Here is a 16672-nt window from a genome sequence, read left to right as displayed (position 1 = left end):
GGAGTAGCGAGTGAACATTGCCATGAATGCATTGAAGTTGAATTCATTAGCTTGGAATTGTGCTAAGGCTTTGCCTTGCCTGTTTTTGCTATTGGGCACAGTTCCTGCGTTTGCCGAAGGTAGCCGCGTGGTTGCGACTGGCGGCGGGACGACGATTGAGGGCAGTGCTGGCGGTGGCATAGTGCCGTGGGCGGTGTTCAACGGTTATGGCAGTAGCGATGAATGGTCCGCTACGGCGATGGCGACAGGCGTTTATGTCGATGACTTTACGCTGAAAGTGATTGGCGCTTCCTTGAGTTTTGATAATCGATTCGAGCTCAGCGTTGCGCGGCAAACCTTTGATTTAGATACTATGGGCGGCGAGTTAGGCCAAGATATCTTTGGGGTAAAATACAAGCTTGCCGGCGAGTTACTTTATACGGCTATGCCGCAAATCACCTTAGGTGCTCAGTATAAAAGAGTCGATGACTTTGCGATTCCTCAGGCGGTTGGGGCGCGGGATGATTGGGGGTTAGATGTGTATATTGCTGCCAGCAAAGTGTTTTTTGATGCGGTGGCGGGGCGCAATTTATTACTTAATGGTACCGTGCGCGCGACCAAGGCGAATCAAACGGGTTTATTGGGTTTTGGTACCCAAGCCAGTAATGATTATCAGTTTGTGCTCGAAGCGTCTGTGGCGGTATTACTAACGGATAATGTGGCGCTGGGTATCGAATATCGCCAGAAACCCAATGAGTTAGCTTTTGCCCGTGAAGATGATTGGCAGGATGTGTTTTTAGCGTGGTTTATCAATAAGCATCTTTCCGTGGTCACGGCTTATGCGAATTTAGGCAGTATTGCGGGTTTTGCCGATCAGCAAGGTTGGTATGTGTCGGTGGAGGGAGCACTATGAGTCGTTTATTGCTGAAGCTATTACCTGTCGCCGCTTTGTTTTTTTTCACTGGCTGCGCAGTGCAAACGGCTGAATCATCGGCGCCACAGGTTAACTCAAATAATGGCAACTCAAGCCAGCAAACCTTATATCAAGAGTTAGGTGGTGAAGCTGGTTTATCAGCGATTGTCGATGGCTTACTTGCCCGTATAGCAACCGATCCACGCATAGTGCATCACTTCCAAGAGACGGATATTGCGTTATTTCGTGAGCGCGCCATTGAGCATTTTTGTCTGATTGCTGATGGCGGTTGTGTGTATCACGGTGAAAATATGGCACTGAGTCACCAAGGGTTGAATATTACTCAGGCGGATTTTGATGCCTTAGTGGGCCATTTAATTGAATCGATGAAGGAGCAACACATACCATTATCGACCCGCAATGCCCTCCTAAAACTTCTCGCACCTATGTATTCGGACATTACCTATCATTAGATGTGTTGTAACTTTGATGGCTAAAATAGTGAACTTCAGATGCTGCTGCCGTGATTGATAGCAGCATTTTTATTTGCGCTAGAGCAAGAGCGCTTCATCGATGGGGTGAAATTGAGACGCTGCATCCCTTAAGGATTTAGCCGTCAGGGTAGGGACGCCATAGACTTGGGTTTCAACGCCATATTTTTGATGGATTTTTTGCAGCAATAAATCGAAATCGCCATCACCAGACAATAAGATCACAGTATCCACTTCACTCGCCGCTTCCATAATATCGATAGTGATCCCCACATCCCAGTCGCCTTTGGCCGAGCCATCGCTGCGCTGAATGAAAGGTTTTAACTTCACTTCAAAGCCTATGTGCTTTAACGCGTCCTGGAATTTTAACTGCCCATCGTCCCCCTTGTGGATGGCATAAGCTACGGCCAACGCTATGTCCCCCTCGTAACCTAAGTGTTGCCATAATTTACGGTAATTAAATTGGCGGCCATAGGCTTCACGGCAGGTGTAATAAATGTTTTGTACATCCACAAATAAAGCGATTTTTTTCAAGGGATTCGTATTTTTCGATCTGGGAAAAGACTTCTCGCACTATAACACAGCAAGTCGCCAACGGGCGCTAAATGGAAAGTACAGCTCTCGGTTGAGCGGGGAAATTGCCTCACCAGAGTTGTACTCGCGGGATTGGATATTTGGCTAAATGTTAGGGGATTTAAAATATTGCGCCGGAGTGGTGCCGGTATATTGCTTAAAAAAGCTAATAAAGGCACTGTCGCTGGAAAAGTGTAAATTAAAGCCCACCTGCGCCACCGATTTCCCCGCCGCCAATTGTTCAATGGCCGAGAGTAAACGCCATTGCTGGCGCCATGCTTGATAAGCCATTCCCGTTTGTGCGCTAAAAATGCGGCTAATTGTGCGTTCACTGGCTCCGATTTCTACTGCCATATCCTTAAGATTGGCTGGCGGTTTCTGATGTTGCTGTAGTTGCGCAAGCCAGGTTGTTAAACGTTTATCCTGTGGGAGGGGTAAAGCCAGATTTTCTTCCGTGGCATTGCCCAATTCTTCGCAGAGCAGCAAAAAGGCATTGTGCTGAGTGCTTCTTGGTTTGTCCCATGGCCAAAACGACATAGTGTCGATTAACGCTTTGAGTAGCGGGTTCACCTGGAAAATAGTGACCCTATCGGGCAATGAGCTGACCGTCTCAGGCTCAAAGTAGAGTGAGCGATAGGCAACCACATTACGCATGGTAACGCTGTGCTCAACGCCTGCTGGCAACCAAGCCGCACGTGTCGGTGGTAACACCACTTGAGTCTCGGCTAGAGTAAATGTCATTACCCCTGCGGGGGCGTACAGTAGCTGCGCCTTCTCGTGGTGATGCACTCCCGAGTCGTGTTCGCCCATATCTGCGGCAATACCAATGACCAGATTATCCAACAGATCTGGATTAAATTGATGTTCAGGTCGAATAAAGGCCATTTTGTCCTATTTTTGATGTTTATTGTCTAAGTGTTGCTAATTGTCTGGTGTGGATTCTATCTATACTGCGCCATCTTTGACAAGTATGGAGCGACATTTCGGTAAACCAACTCATTTGGATGACTGAAATGGACTAAGAATCATGAATATAAAACCACCATTAGGGCTCGTTGTGCTGCTAATGATGTTTCCGCAAATTATGGAAACCATCTATAGCCCAGCTTTGCCTAATATTGCAGAAAACTTTGCGGTGTCGGTTGCTGGCGCATCGCAAACCTTATCTGTGTACTTTATGGCCTTTGCCATCGGCGTATTTTGCTGGGGCCGCTTAGCCGACATTATTGGTCGCCGTAAAGCTATGCTCGCTGGATTAGTCTGTTATGCCATTGGCTCAGTATTAGCCTTGATGGTTAGCGACTTTAGCCTGTTGTTGATGGCCCGCGTATTGTCGGCCTTTGGTGCGGCAGTGGGGTCTGTGATTACCCAAACTATGATGCGTGACAGTTATAGCGGAGAGGAATTAGCGAAAGTCTTTTCTGTGATGGGGATGTCACTTGGAATAAGCCCAGTTATCGGATTGCTATTGGGCAGTGTTCTCAGTGCGTATTGGGGATATCAAGGTGTGTTTGTCGCACTCATGGTCTCTGCAATCGTGTTGTTATTTTTGTCGGTAAGATCTTTACCCGAAACTAAACCCGCACATACTCAGAAAATCGCCATAGGCGAGTTAGCGATTAAGATGCTTAGTGACAGCGGGATTATTAAGAACACCTTGTTGGTAGCGGCGTTTAATCTGATGTGGTTTAGCTACTTTTCACTGGCGCCATTTATGTTTCAGGCGCAAGGGTTATCGACGCTTGCCTTTGGTACTAGTGGCTTACTGTTAGGTTTTGGTACATTCCTTGGCAGTTATGTTAATAAAATAATGCTGGGTCGAGGCCACACCGGTGCACGACTGGTTCGCTTAGCCAGTGCTATTGCACTTGTCGGTGGATTGGGGATTTGGCTGATCCAATCGATCTTTATAGGGCTGAATAATGTTTACTTTTTAGCGCCTATGCTATTGATTGTGATTGCTTACGGTATCGCGATTCCGAACATACTCAGCTCGGCTCTGGCAAACTACCGCGCCTATGCGGGCTCTGCTGGCGCACTCTTCGGACTGTTTTATTACATTTTGTTGGGACTGGGTTTAGGCGGCGCAGGAATCATTCACCATTTAGGTATAGTGATTACGTTAAGTGCACTGCTTTGTGTTAGATTAGGTGTAAATGTGGGCTTAGCCCATAAAGCAAAAAACGCTTAAATATAAATAGAAAAAGCCAAGGCACTGAGTGCCTTGGCTTTTTGTTATGTGATTATTTACATTGATGAGTAGGCGTGAAGCACTAGGCTTTAGGCGCAAGCTCCTGCTGCTTTGCCGCCGCCTCTTGGGCCGCTAACTCTTGTGCTGCTAATTTTTGGGCTTTGATGGCCGCTTCGAGCTTAGCTTCAACATATCCCGGTGAATGGGTCGCTGCCGAGATTAATCGATACATGGCAGGGATGACGAGTAGTGTCACAAAGGTGGCGAATGCCATACCGAAGAACACTACAGTACCCACAGCGATACGACTTTCTGAGCCTGCGCCCGTCGAGAAAATTAACGGTACAGCGCCCACTAATGTGGTGAAGGCTGTCATTAGGATTGGCCGCAAACGACGGGATGAAGCGTCGATAATGGCTTTATCGAGTTCAAAGCCGCGGTCACGCAATTGGTTAGCAAACTCCACGATAAGGATACCGTTTTTGGTCACCATACCAATCAACATGATCATGCCGATCTGACTGTAGATGTTGATCCCTTGACTGGTGAGCAGTAGACCTAAGAAACCACCAAACACGCCCATAGGCACAGTAAACATCACCACTAACGGGTTGATAAAACTTTCAAACTGCGCGGCTAACACTAAGTAAGCGACCAGTAAGGCCAAACCAAATACGATGAAGATACTGCTTTGGTTTTCCTTAAAGTCTTTGGATTCGCCGGTGTAACCAATGGAAATATCTTTAGGCAATAATTCAATGGCTTTAGCATCAAGAAACTTTAAGCCTTCACCTAAGGTGTAACCTTCACTGACGTTAGCCTTGAGGGTGATCGATTTTTGCTTATTGGTGTGACTTAATCTTTGTGCCGAGGCAATTTCTTCGATATGGGTCACGGTATCAAGCGTCACTAATTCGCCTTTACCGGAACGCATGTAGATTTGGCTAAGATCGCCAACGTTGTTAAAACTGTTTTCATCACCGCGCAAGTACACATCGTACTCTTCGCCTCGATCCACATAGGTGGTTTCGGTGCGACCGCCGAGCATCACTTCTAAGGTTTGAGAGACGTCATCGACACTGATCCCAAGCTCCGCTGCGCGTTCTTTATCAACAGTCACGATAAGCTCAGGCGTGGTTTCGGCGTAATCTAAGTCGGCGCCTTCCATCATAGGGCTGGCATTGGCTTCTTCTTTAAGCACCTGCGCCCACTTAAACAGTTCGGCGTAGTCCGAACCACCAAGCACAAATTGCACCGGTTCGCTCGATTGGCCCCTAAAGCCTGGCATCATAGGGCGAACCATCACATCGGGAATGTCTTTCAATGCTTTGCTAATAATCCCAAGCGCTTGCTGTGCTGATTCGGTGCGTGTGCCCCAATCTTCAAGCTGCATGATCACAAAGCCCGTTTGATCGCCCGCACGGCCACCAAACGCGGGGGCTTGCACGCTGAATGAGCGCAGCACACCTTGACCCAGCAAGGGCATGAGTCTGTCTTCGACTATGTCCATGTTGGCTGTCATACGGTTATAACTGGTGCCTTCGGCGCCTTTAATAAAGGCGAACAATACACCGCGGTCTTCCTGCGGCGCGAGCTGTGACGGTACTTGTTGCATTAACCAAGCGCTGCCGCCGATACAAGCGAGGATAACTAAGGGCGCGAGTAGACGGAGTTTAATTGCCCGAGTCACAGCAACACGATAGACACTTTCCATGCGAGCAAAGCCGTTGTCGACCCAACGGTTAAAGCGATTCGGTTTGATGTTAGCTTTCAGCAGTTTGCTGCTCAGTACAGGGGTAAGTGTCAGTGCCACTAAGGATGAGAACAGTACCGATACCGCTAGCATCACAGAGAACTCGGTAAATAATAGTCCGACCATGCCGTCCATAAAAGATATAGGTAGAAACACCATGACTAATACTGCTGTGGTGGCGACAACGGCAAAACCTACTTCGCGGGTACCTTTATAGGCGGCGAGTAACGGCTCTTCGCCTTTTTCGATATGGTGGAAAATGTTCTCGACCACCACAATCGCATCATCGACCACTAGACCGATGGAGAGGATTAATGCCATCAATGTCAGTAGGTTAATCGAATAACCTAACATATTGGCGGCGATAAATGCCGAGATTAACGATACCGGAACCGTTACCGCAGGAATGAGTGTCGCCCGCGCTTGTCCGATAAAGATATACAGCACCAGTACCACTAAGGCGCCGGTGACATAAAGGGTGCTATAGACCTCGTTAATCGAGCGGTCTATAAATACTGTCGAGTCGAAGTCGACCACTAGGCTTGTGCCTTCGGGCAGGAAGTCTTGTACGCGATCGACTTCTTTGTGCACTTCTTTAGCAACAAGCAAGGGGTTGGCATCGGACTGGGCAATAATGCCTAAGCTGATGTTAACTATACCGTCGCTTTTGAAGGTCGAGTTTTCGTTTTGTGCGCCAACAGCCACATCGGCCACATCTTTTAAGTAGATAGGCGTGCCATCGCTGGCGGTACGCACCACAAGGTAGTCAAAATCCTTTGGCGTGTAGTACAAGCGTTTGGTACGCACCGACATCACTGTGGTGTCGTTTCGCACTTGGCCGCCGGGTGTTTCGATGTTTTCTTTACGCAGCGCGTTCGTTATGTCGGTGACTGTGACATTGCGTCCCGCCATTTGCTCGGGTCTGAGCTTAACGTACATCACCTTGTACAAACCGCCGGAAATACTGATGGAGCTCACGCCACTGATAAGGCTAAATCTGTCCTCTAACACGCGCTGGGCGTAATCCGTTAATTGAGTGCGGTCCATCACACTCGAACTTAAATTCACATAGACGGAGGGCTCGCCCGAGCCGTTGTCTTTTGAGACGACAGGATCTTTCGCATCTTCAGGCAGCCTGCGCTGGGCGCGTGCCACCGCATCACGCACATCACTCACGCCTTCGGTTAAGTTCCACCCGAGGAGGAATTTCACTGTGATACGCGAGCTACCATTACGTGTGGTCGACGTGATTTCGTCGATACCACTGATCCCCGTCAGTTCATCTTCTAGGGTTTTAGTGATCTGGCTTTCCATAATGGCCGCCGACGCACCTGAGTAACTGGTGCTAATGGTGACCACTGGGCTTTCGACGTCGGGCATTTCCCGTATCGACAACTTAGAGAAGGAGACTATGCCGAATACGCACAGCAGTAAGCTTAAAACGATGGCAACGACGGGGCGTTTAACCGAAACATCGGACAACCACATTATTTAGTCTCCGTAGCTTTTGGGCTCGAAAGCTCAGCCGCACGGGTAGATACCTTGGCATCGAGCGTCACTTCATTGATTTGCAGGCCATCGCGCATATTCACTAAGCCCTGCACCACGACTTTGTCACCTATTTTTAAACCGTTTTCAATCAAGACTTGATTATCGATACGCGCCCCTAACTGCACTTCGGTGCGGTTGGCAATGTGATCGGCATTAACTACGTATACGTAACGTTTAGTGCCTGAATATTCAAGGGCTTGTACTGGCACCATAGGTGCTGAAATAGCAGGAAAAGTGATAGTGGATGACATCATCATGCCGGGTTTTAAGCGATTTTTTGGGTTGTCGAATTGTACCCGCACTTTAAGGTTTAAGGTTTCTTCGTTGACGCGGGGATCGATAGCGACAACTTTGCCGGTAAAGGTTTCATCCGGCCAAGCACGGCTGGTGGCCGCCACTTGCATACCTATGCTCAACTGCGACAGGAAATGCTCTGGCACTTGTAAGTCGAGGCGCATGCTAGATAAATCATCCAGCGACATTAATTCAGTGCCTATGCTGACCATCTTGCCTTCGCTGAAATTAATCAGTCCAGTATTGCCCGCAAACGGTGCAATCAGCGAGTGGTAATGTAAATCCGCTTGGGCTGAAGCTAAACGTGCTTGGGCGATATCGACACTGGCTTTTTGTGCGTCAATTTCGGTTTGGGTGATGGCGTTGCGGCTGATCAGCTTTTCAAACTCTTTGAGTTTACGTTTTTCATCGTTGAGAAAGGCATTAGCCTCGGCGACGGCGGCTTGGGCTTTCATATCATCGAGTTCGATAAGCAACTGACCTTTTTTCACCGCTTGGTTTGAGGTCACGGCGACTTGTTTAATCTTACCTGTGACTTGCGGCGCGATCACCACAGCGCGTTCGGCAGCGAGCTTGCCGATAAGTGAAATAGATTGTGCTAATGGATATTCAACGACTTCCCCCGTGACCACTGGAACGGTTCGCATAAGATGAGGTGCGCTTTCGGGTTTAGCCGCTTGAAGGACATCACTAAAACTTACCGCTGTGGCGATAACCGCAAGCAGGGCAATGGCAATAATGGTTTTTTTCATTGTAATTATTATCTCGCGCAAAGGCAGTTTAAAAAGGTAATCGCTCTAATGGCGCTATTCTAGTGAATAACGTACGCCAGTTGGGTAAAAGTTTGTAAAGGTAAGCGAACGAAAATGAAAGAAATTGTGTTTTTTGAGCCTTGAGCACAATTCAACGCAGCTTTTGTGTTTTTTTTGTGCAAATGGCCTGAGCGAGAAGACCCTCGACGCTAGGGATGGACCTCTGTAGGCGATTTTTCGACAGGCGCTTGAGTCGTTTCCACCTGAGGAAATTGGCTTAAAATAGAAGCTAAGCGACCATCGCTGCGCATACTGTCTAAGCCTTGATTAAAATCCGTCACTAACTGCTGATGATCCGTCACGGCCAAAGACACCCCTAAGTGAAATACCTCAGTTGCTATGGGGTGACCGACTTGTTCAAAGGCATCGTCATATTCAGCGGGGCCTTTTTTGATTAAGTATCTGGCTAAGTTATGGCCAATCAAGACTAAGTCGATGCGCTTTAAAAATAGCTTCTTGAGGTTCATTTCATCCGAATTGCCTTCTTCGGTGGTGAGCCCAGCGGCGAAGATTTCGGGTGGATTAGCGTAACCGCGGCCTATGCCAATCGTGTAGGGTTTGAGATCTGAGAGCTGACTGAAACTCAGCGGCGCATCTTTACGTTTATAAAACACAATTTGCACCGGTTGGATAGGCGCAGAATATTGAGCCCATTGCTCACGCTCTTTACGATACCAGAGCCCAATGATGCCATCGGCTTGGCCCGTTTTAACGAGTAAGGCGGCGCGAGCGAAGGGATAAAACTTGAGGCTGGCATTGTAACCTTGGCGTTTAAAGGCTTCTTTGACGACTTGTGCGACGCCGCCTTGTTCGGGTAAGGCATCGGCATAAAAAGGAGGGTAGTTAGTGGCGACTAAATGAAGTTCTCGACCCGCAAATGCGGGCTGGATGAAGCCGAGCATAAACAAGCAAAAGCCAGATAATGTGAGTAATTGCTTCCCCATTTCCACTCCAGCACTGAGGTGAGTCGCACTTGGCTTGAGTATAGTCAGAGTTAATTGAAACTGGCGAACTTATGAATACTAAGATGCGTGCATGTTTGCCCTTACTTATTTATACATTCGCGCCCTAGCTTATTCATGCATTAGAGCGCTAGGGTATTCACATATTATGGTGAAGAGATTAGCGAGGTGTCTTATAGCGAAACCTGCTCACCCTGATACAGACCGCGGCTGAGTTTGCCGGCGTCGATAAGCAAGAGTTCACCGGATTGACCATTCTTAATGCTGCTGTCTATCGCAATGACTTTATTGTGATAGAGACCAAGCACTTGCTCCTGCGATGTGTGTCCAACGACAATATGCTCTACCTTGAAATAGTTCAGTATGCTATCGATATCCGACTCTTTCAGTTCATCTTTAAAGTATCCGCGATACCAAGTCGGGCCATTGGTAAAAAACAGAAAGTTGAGTAAATCATCCTTTTTCAAATCGGCTTTTTTATCATCTAAATGCTGACGAAAGAGTTGGTTAGCCTCGCCGATATGTAATTTACGCTCGACCCATTCAGGGCTGATGCCGCCGTGCATAAACAAGATATTATTGATTTTGACTAAGGTATGTTTGCTGCGAAGCCATTGGCCGATTTCGGTGTCTTTGTTGTAGAGCGCATCGTAGCTGCGTTTGAGTAAATCTGCCGAGACTTGATAGCGTTCGTTGACGTAGCGTAAGTCGCCGCGAAACACCATTTGCTCGTGATTGCCCATGAGTAGATGTAAGCGTCCGCCCGCAGCTTGGGCTTCTTGGTCTAAGGTATATAAAAACCACAATACTTCATTGACTTGATGACCTCGGTCAAACATGTCGCCCGTCATCACCATATGACCGTCACCAAAGGCCCAGTGGTTATCTTTGTCGATAATCTTATGGGCTTTTAGTAAGTTAATCATCACATCAAATTGGCCATGCACATCGCTAAGGGCGACAATTTTGCTGACATGAGTAAAGGTATCGGGCTCAACGGTGGCCGCTAGTGTGTGAAGATGGGGCTCTGGTAATTCACCGCAACTGGCAGGGCGGGTTAACTGCGCTTTTGCAATCGGCGTTTGTTTAAGCTCACTCTGACAAATCCAATAGGCAGTGTCTTGTTGAGTATCGTTTAAAAACACATAAGGGCCATCGGTGACGCTGCTTTCTTGAATCTTTAGTTCTGGCTCGGCTTCACTGGTATTGGCCGCGAATGAGTTAAAGGAGAGTGAGACAAAGGGAAGCGCGGTAACAAACCATAATAGGGGCGTGAATTTTCTATGTTGCTTCATTATCCATTGGCTGGCTCGGCTCAGTCGGGTATTAGAGAGTGTGTTGGGGTGGGCCCCGACTGGCATCGAATTGATTCGCATTAGACCGCATCCTTGTTCTTGTTTTAGTTATTCATTCTGTCATTTTAGACACTTGAGTTGATGAGGCTTCGAATGTGTAGTTTTACGAAGTTAATCTCAAATGCTCAATTTCAAACGTTCAGTCTCAAAGGCTTAATCTTAAGCGCTCAAGATATTCAAAACACTAAATCATACGGATAAGGCTTAACATCGGCAAGTCGTGAGACGGGCTAAAGTAAACTTGCCCGCCTCATTGTTCAGTTATTGCATCATGGCATTTCTATCGTGCATAACTGTTGTTATGGGTATTGGCAATTACATGGTATTGACTACGGTATGACTATCGACAAACTGCTCAAAACTGACGATTTTACCGCTGTGTATCTTCCATAAGTGGGCGACTCTGGCGCTAAAATGCTTGCCTGTTTTGACATAGGTACCTGAATAAGTGCCGAAGGCAAAAACCTTATCGCCTTGGGCGACATAGTCTTCGATATCGACCCGATAGTTATCCCATTCAGTTTCAAGGCGGGCGAACACCTTGGCGGCTATCGCGCTAAAGCCTACGTAAGTGCCCGCATAGGGAAAACCTGCCGCCTCTGTCCAGCGTGCGTCACTCGCTAAGGCATGCTGAAGATTTTTGGCGTTCTCGGCTGAGCTACTTCCCTCATAGGTGCTTTTAACCAGAGTAAGATTCGCATCAGCCTGCCTTGCTGTTTCGATAAGACTTAACTGAGCAGGCTCACTCACTAATGAAGCTGTTGAAACACCATTAAACGTTGGCATGATTATGACTCAAACTGTGCTTCAAGATGGCTTAGCCACTGGGCGGGTTGGCCGTAGAAGCGGTTAATATTAATGGCGGTGATGTTGCCATCATTATCCTCTATAGCCATCGAAGGGAAACCTTGGGCGCCTATCAAATTCAATAATGCTCTAGATTCAACGATATGCTCATACAGCTTGTCGTCACCTTGGGCATAATGTTGTGCAAAGCTCATAGGGTCGAGCCCAAGTTCAGCGGCTAAGCTTGCGAGATTACCTTCATCACTGGCGCTGTGACCATCACGGTAATGGGCGAGTTGTACTGAGTGTAGATAAGCCAAACTGTCTCCACCCAAAGCATCGACTGCGAGCATAGCTTTAATAGGAGGCGCAGAGTCGAGTACAACTGTGGTATCGCGCAGCAGACCATCAAAGTAGTTTGCACCAAAAGGCTGTCCGGTTAGCTCGCCAATGCGCAGATCGTGGGGCATAACATAGTCGCGCCAGTTGGCATCGATTTGTTTGCGTCTTGGTCCTGTAAGCATACCGCCGCCGTGGAGCTTAATGCTAAAGCCAGCTTTTGCGGCTGCATCTAGCAGTGGCGCTGCGGCATAACACCAACCACATAAAGGGTCGATAATTGCGTGCAGAGTACGCACTTTAGCCGTTGCTGTGCTGTTGGCCGTGCGAGTAGAAGGAGTTGTTGGGTGAGTCATAGTGTTAAACCTTTTGGCTTAAGTTCGTCGCTACATTAGCGACTTAAGCCCTTTGAAATCATCAATTAAAATCGTTAGTTTGGTACCGTTATTTAGGTGCAGTTATTTAGGTACAGGCATTTAGCTAAAAATGGCACGCAATCGCTCACGTGCCTGTCTTTAACTGTTTGCACTTAACTATCTTTTACACCTAACTAGCTGTACCTCATCACCGAGATAGCTATGGCTGGACTTACATAGGCCAGGTCATTTCGCCCATGTAAACTTTGGCGCTGATCTCAAGCCCTGCATCGGCTGGCATTTGTGGGTATAGCGCCAGCATCTTTTGGATTAATTCGGCTGAATCTTTCGAGGCTTTTGCTGCGACTTCAAAGGCTTTCACATAGTCACGGGTAAAACCGATGGCACGGGTATCAAATCGCGCTTCGCCTAAATAGTGCCCCGGGATCACTGTGGTCGGCAGCAGTTTTTCCATCGCATCTAAATGAGTTAACCATTCCTGACGCTCTGCGGTAGTTTGAGTGTCAGCCATCCAAACATGCGTGTTATCAAATACTTCTACGCCACCTGTAATGGTTTTTGCCGATGGTACCCACAGGAAAGTGTGTTTAGGATGTTTATCATTAAAACCTTCGATAATCACTTGCTCACCGTCGATGGTGAAAGTGTCGCTGTGAATCGCCTTAGGTAACACTAATTCACTTGGCGCATTGTCCTTTAAAATCGGACCCCAGTAGGCGAGCTTGCCTTCCATTGAGGCTTTAATGGCATCGACTGTGGTTTGAGTCGCGACAATTTGTGCATCGGGGAAATTCTTTTTAATCACGGCTAAGCCGAAATAAAAGTCAGGGTCACTATGGCTGATATATACCTGAGTCAGCTTTTTACCGCTGGCCTTAATCGTATCAACCAAGGTTTGGGCATCGTTATTTTGAAATTGCGCATCGACTAACATCATTTCGTGTTCGCCGCTGATAAAGCTCGATGACACGGCAAAGATGCTGTTTTCGCCCGGATTAAAATGGCTCACTTGCAATGGTGCCGCATTGACCACACCGAGTCCCGCTAGCAGCAAGGTAGCGGCTAGACTGATTTTAGACGAGGCCTTCAATGTGGCGTTAACTGTGTTGCGTATAGCATAGGTCGATGTGTTCATTTTTGGCTCACTTATAGTCACAGGATGAAAGAGTAAAAAGGTTCGATTTAGCATTCATTGATTTGCAGCTGCTGCAAAAAGTGAGTTAAGTATAGGTTGCAGTAATCAATAGATAAATGCGAGTATCTGCCCATGTTTGTTGCATTAATCGGACGAATGGCCGGATGTACTCTTAGTTATTATTCATGTGGGGCGCGAGTATGTGAGTGAGCCTTCGAGTGATTGAAAGTGAGTGATTAAACGTTATTGATTGAACGTGAGTGGAGATAAATCATGGATAGACTCGAAGCGGCTAAAGTGTTTGTCACTATTGTCGAGCGCGGCAGCATGATCAGCGCAGCTAATGCTTTAGATATGTCGCGTTCTATGGTGACCCGTTACTTGAGCGAAATGGAAGAATGGTCCGGTGCTAGATTGTTGCATCGTTCGACGCGTAGCCTCAGCTTAACGCCAGCGGGTGAGCAAGTGCTGGATTACTGCCATCGACTGCTCGAACTGGCGAACGAAGTGCCAGCGGTGAGTCATGCTTCGGTGGCGATTCCGCGCGGATTATTGCGCATTAGCTGCTCCCAGTTTTTGGCGCATCAGATTTTAGCGCCCGTGGTGCACCAATACTTAGCCAGTTATCCGCAGGCGAGTGTGAATATCCACGTGAGTAGCCAAACTGTCGATCTGGTCGCCGAGCGGATTGATCTGGCGATTCGCATCACCAATGAACTCGATCCCAATCTTATCGCAAGGCGCTTGGGGGAATGTGAATCTGTGGTGTGCGCTGCACCGAGTTATCTTGCCGCGCGTGCCGCCGTGCTGCATCCCGAAGATTTGACCCAGCATAATTGCTTAACCTATTCCTACTTTGGCGATGTGATGTGGCGGTTTTATCAAGCCGATGTGGCTGCGAAACAGGCTCAGGCGCTGAACTCTGATCCTAAGTTAAACCAAGGCCAGGCGTTTAATGTGCCTGTGAATGGTAATTTTAGTGCCAATGATTCCATGGTGGTGCTCAATGCCACGCTGGCAGGTGAGGGGATTGCAATGCAGCCACTATGGGCGGCGAAACCCTATTTAGATTCGGGTCAGTTAGTGCCTTTGTTAACTGAGTTCATGCCGCAGTCACTGGGAGTGTATGGCGTGTATCAATCCCGCAAACATATGCAGCCTGCACTCAGGGTGATGATGGACATGCTGGTGGCTTATTTTGCCAGTTTGAAAAGCTGAGTCGTTTTATCGGAACTATTCGACAGCATCCAATAAAAACGAGTCGATAAAGCGAGTACAGAAAACTATTCATAAAAACTATTCATAAAAACTTCCCCATAAAAAGCATCCAATAAAAAGGAGCGCAGATCCTTCGACCTGAGCTCCTTTTTGGCTTAATTAATTATGCGTTTGACTACTTAATCATGCGCTTGTATTTCAAGCGGTGTGGCTCAACCACATCGGCGCCATAGGTGTTTTTCAACCATGCCGAGTATTCTGTGTAGTTACCTTCGTAGAAGTTCACTTGGCCTTCGTCACGGTAATCCAGAATGTGGGTCGCGATACGGTCGAGGAACCAACGGTCATGCGAAATCACCATAGCGCAACCTGGGAATTCCAGAATCGCTTCTTCCAGTGCGCGCAGGGTTTCAACGTCTAAGTCGTTGGTGGGTTCGTCGAGGAGTAAGACGTTACCGCCTGCTTGCAGCAGTTTGGCTAAATGCACTCGGTTACGTTCACCACCAGATAAAGTACCGATGACTTTTTGCTGATCGCCACCACGGAAGTTAAAGCGGCCCACATAGGCGCGGCTCGGGATTTCCATGTTGTTGATACGCATGATGTCTTGACCACCGGAGATTTCTTCCCAAATGGTGTTCTTATCATTCATCGAATCGCGGAACTGCTCAACTGATGCCAATTGCACTGTATCACCCAGTTCAATCGTGCCGCTGTCTGGCGTTTCAGCGCCGGATAACATGCGGAACAGGGTTGATTTACCCGCGCCGTTGGCACCGATAATACCGACGATCGCGCCCTTAGGCACAGAGAACGACAGGTTGTCGATGAGTACGCGGTCACCGTAAGACTTGGTCAGGTTATTTACTTCAATAACCTTGTCACCTAAACGTGGTCCGGGCGGAATAAACAGCTCGTTGGTTTCGTTACGTTTTTGGTAATCGTTAGTGTTCAGTTCTTCAAAGCGTGCCATACGGGCTTTGCCCTTAGACTGACGGCCTTTCGCACCTTGGCGTACCCATTCCAATTCCTTGGCAATGGTTTTTTGGCGAGCACTTTCGGTGGCAGATTCTTGTTTCAGACGGGCGTCTTTCTGCTCAAGCCATGAAGAATAGTTACCTTCCCACGGAATACCTTCACCGCGGTCGAGTTCTAAAATCCAGCCAGCGGCATTGTCGAGGAAGTATCTGTCATGGGTAATCGCGACCACAGTACCGGCATATTCCTGCAAAAAGTGCTCAAGCCACGCCACAGATTCAGCATCCAAGTGGTTGGTTGGTTCGTCCAGTAACAGCATTTCTGGCTTTTCAAGCAGCAAACGACAAATCGCTACGCGGCGACGTTCACCACCGGATAACACTTCGATTTTTTCATCCCAATCCGGCAGACGCAGGGCGTTAGCTGCGCGCTCAAGGATATGATCTAAGTTATGCGCATCCTGGGCTTGGATAATGGCTTCGAGTTCACCTTGCTCTTTGGCAAGGGCGTCGAAATCTGCATCCGGCTCGGCGTAGGCTGCATAAACGGCATCGAGGCGAGTTAGGGCATTTTTTGCCTCAGAGACGGCTTCTTCAATCGCTTCACGCACGGTTTGAGTTGGATCGAGTTTAGGTTCCTGCGGTAGGTAACCGATTTTCAATCCCGGCATTGGGCGCGCTTCACCTTCAATTTCGGTGTCGATACCCGCCATAATACGCAGTAGTGTCGACTTACCTGAACCGTTAAGGCCGAGTACACCAATTTTGGCGCCGGGGAAAAAGCTTAAAGAAATATCTTTAAGGATCTGCTTCTTAGGCGGAACAATTTTTCCCACCCGCAGCATGCTGTAAACAAACTGAGCCATTTTTCTCTATCTTAAGTGACTAATGATGCGGCTAATTCTACTCGATTGCACGCCGAACTCAACTCGACATTGAGCCAAGTTCAAGCTAAAACGCTAGGAA

General features: G+C 47.9%; 14 protein-coding genes. 4 read left to right on the top strand and 10 right to left on the bottom strand.

What is annotated here, in order from left to right; translation table 11 throughout:
* The first annotated feature begins 22 nt into the window (after positions 1-22).
* Positions 23-892 (top strand): DUF3034 family protein, encoded by an 870-nt coding sequence (locus tag Q4Q46_RS19270; RefSeq protein WP_311906808.1) that lies wholly within the window; start codon positions 23-25, stop codon positions 890-892.
* On the top strand, positions 889-1365 hold the full coding sequence (locus Q4Q46_RS19265; RefSeq protein ID WP_006082659.1) for a group I truncated hemoglobin: 477 nt from the start codon (positions 889-891) through the stop codon (positions 1363-1365). The genes Q4Q46_RS19270 and Q4Q46_RS19265 overlap by 4 nt, the downstream gene beginning before the upstream one ends.
* A 78-nt stretch (positions 1366-1443) precedes the next feature.
* Here the strand turns inward: Q4Q46_RS19265 and Q4Q46_RS19260 are convergent, their stop codons facing one another.
* Both Q4Q46_RS19260 and Q4Q46_RS19255 read right to left on the bottom strand, forming a co-directional pair.
* The gene (locus tag Q4Q46_RS19260; RefSeq protein WP_006082658.1) at positions 1444-1917 is read right to left on the bottom strand and encodes a LabA-like NYN domain-containing protein; all 474 of its coding nucleotides are present in this window, start codon (positions 1915-1917) and stop codon (positions 1444-1446) included.
* A gap of 144 nt (positions 1918-2061) precedes the next feature.
* Positions 2062-2841 carry an AraC family transcriptional regulator gene (locus Q4Q46_RS19255; RefSeq protein WP_311906798.1) on the bottom strand — a complete coding sequence of 260 codons (780 nt, stop codon included), beginning with the start codon at positions 2839-2841 and terminating at the stop codon, positions 2062-2064.
* Positions 2842-2983: 142 nt separating this feature from the next.
* On the opposite strand from Q4Q46_RS19255, the gene Q4Q46_RS19250 reads away from it, so the two are divergent.
* The gene (locus tag Q4Q46_RS19250; RefSeq protein ID WP_311906797.1) at positions 2984-4147 is read left to right on the top strand and encodes a multidrug effflux MFS transporter; all 1164 of its coding nucleotides are present in this window, start codon (positions 2984-2986) and stop codon (positions 4145-4147) included.
* An 82-nt stretch (positions 4148-4229) separates the two neighbouring features.
* Here the strand turns inward: Q4Q46_RS19250 and Q4Q46_RS19245 are convergent, their stop codons facing one another.
* The 7 genes from Q4Q46_RS19245 to Q4Q46_RS19215 form a co-directional block, all read right to left on the bottom strand.
* Positions 4230-7388, bottom strand: coding sequence for a multidrug efflux RND transporter permease subunit (locus tag Q4Q46_RS19245; protein ID WP_311906796.1), 3159 nt, complete (start codon positions 7386-7388; stop codon positions 4230-4232).
* A complete protein-coding gene (locus Q4Q46_RS19240; protein WP_311906795.1) occupies positions 7388-8497 on the bottom strand; it encodes an efflux RND transporter periplasmic adaptor subunit in 1110 nt (369 codons plus the stop codon). Before Q4Q46_RS19240 ends, Q4Q46_RS19245 begins: the two co-directional genes overlap by 1 nt.
* 209 nt (positions 8498-8706) lie before the next feature.
* Positions 8707-9501 carry a substrate-binding periplasmic protein gene (locus tag Q4Q46_RS19235; RefSeq protein WP_261272458.1) on the bottom strand — a complete coding sequence of 265 codons (795 nt, stop codon included), beginning with the start codon at positions 9499-9501 and terminating at the stop codon, positions 8707-8709.
* Between the two features lie 191 nt (positions 9502-9692).
* On the bottom strand, positions 9693-10895 hold the full coding sequence (locus Q4Q46_RS19230; protein ID WP_311906794.1) for a metallophosphoesterase: 1203 nt from the start codon (positions 10893-10895) through the stop codon (positions 9693-9695).
* A gap of 294 nt (positions 10896-11189) precedes the next feature.
* Positions 11190-11660 carry a nuclear transport factor 2 family protein gene (locus tag Q4Q46_RS19225; protein ID WP_311906793.1) on the bottom strand — a complete coding sequence of 157 codons (471 nt, stop codon included), beginning with the start codon at positions 11658-11660 and terminating at the stop codon, positions 11190-11192.
* Positions 11661-11662: 2 nt separating this feature from the next.
* Positions 11663-12355 carry a DsbA family protein gene (locus Q4Q46_RS19220; RefSeq protein WP_311906792.1) on the bottom strand — a complete coding sequence of 231 codons (693 nt, stop codon included), beginning with the start codon at positions 12353-12355 and terminating at the stop codon, positions 11663-11665.
* A gap of 232 nt (positions 12356-12587) precedes the next feature.
* Positions 12588-13511, bottom strand: coding sequence for an MBL fold metallo-hydrolase (locus Q4Q46_RS19215; RefSeq protein WP_115334120.1), 924 nt, complete (start codon positions 13509-13511; stop codon positions 12588-12590).
* Between the two features lie 273 nt (positions 13512-13784).
* Here Q4Q46_RS19215 and Q4Q46_RS19210 point away from each other — a divergent pair, with 273 nt between their 5' ends.
* Entirely contained in the window at positions 13785-14729 is a 945-nt protein-coding gene (locus Q4Q46_RS19210; protein WP_126492531.1) for a LysR family transcriptional regulator, read from the top strand.
* 175 nt (positions 14730-14904) lie between these two features.
* Here the strand turns inward: Q4Q46_RS19210 and ettA are convergent, their stop codons facing one another.
* Complete coding sequence (gene ettA / locus Q4Q46_RS19205; RefSeq protein WP_126492530.1) at positions 14905-16572, bottom strand: energy-dependent translational throttle protein EttA; 1668 nt, start codon at positions 16570-16572, stop codon at positions 14905-14907.
* Positions 16573-16672 lie beyond the last annotated feature (100 nt).

Source organism: Shewanella vaxholmensis, from assembly GCF_031932135.1.
In the GTDB taxonomy this organism is placed as follows: Bacteria; Pseudomonadota; Gammaproteobacteria; order Enterobacterales; family Shewanellaceae; genus Shewanella; species Shewanella hafniensis.
The sequence above is the reverse complement of the archived record's forward strand: the minus strand, read 5'-3'. Positions and strand labels throughout refer to the sequence as shown.

Coding starts and splice junctions, on each gene's coding strand:
- Q4Q46_RS19250 (WP_311906797.1), top strand. CDS start 2,984: ATGAATATAAAACCACCATTAGGGCTCGTTGTGCTGCTAATGATGTTT.
- Q4Q46_RS19225 (WP_311906793.1), bottom strand. CDS start 11,660: ATGCCAACGTTTAATGGTGTTTCAACAGCTTCATTAGTGAGTGAGCCT.
- Q4Q46_RS19255 (WP_311906798.1), bottom strand. CDS start 2,841: ATGGCCTTTATTCGACCTGAACATCAATTTAATCCAGATCTGTTGGAT.
- Q4Q46_RS19210 (WP_126492531.1), top strand. CDS start 13,785: ATGGATAGACTCGAAGCGGCTAAAGTGTTTGTCACTATTGTCGAGCGC.
- ettA (WP_126492530.1), bottom strand. CDS start 16,572: ATGGCTCAGTTTGTTTACAGCATGCTGCGGGTGGGAAAAATTGTTCCG.
- Q4Q46_RS19265 (WP_006082659.1), top strand. CDS start 889: ATGAGTCGTTTATTGCTGAAGCTATTACCTGTCGCCGCTTTGTTTTTT.
- Q4Q46_RS19245 (WP_311906796.1), bottom strand. CDS start 7,388: ATGTGGTTGTCCGATGTTTCGGTTAAACGCCCCGTCGTTGCCATCGTT.
- Q4Q46_RS19235 (WP_261272458.1), bottom strand. CDS start 9,501: ATGGGGAAGCAATTACTCACATTATCTGGCTTTTGCTTGTTTATGCTC.
- Q4Q46_RS19240 (WP_311906795.1), bottom strand. CDS start 8,497: ATGAAAAAAACCATTATTGCCATTGCCCTGCTTGCGGTTATCGCCACA.
- Q4Q46_RS19220 (WP_311906792.1), bottom strand. CDS start 12,355: ATGACTCACCCAACAACTCCTTCTACTCGCACGGCCAACAGCACAGCA.
- Q4Q46_RS19270 (WP_311906808.1), top strand. CDS start 23: ATGAATGCATTGAAGTTGAATTCATTAGCTTGGAATTGTGCTAAGGCT.
- Q4Q46_RS19230 (WP_311906794.1), bottom strand. CDS start 10,895: ATGCGAATCAATTCGATGCCAGTCGGGGCCCACCCCAACACACTCTCT.
- Q4Q46_RS19215 (WP_115334120.1), bottom strand. CDS start 13,511: ATGAACACATCGACCTATGCTATACGCAACACAGTTAACGCCACATTG.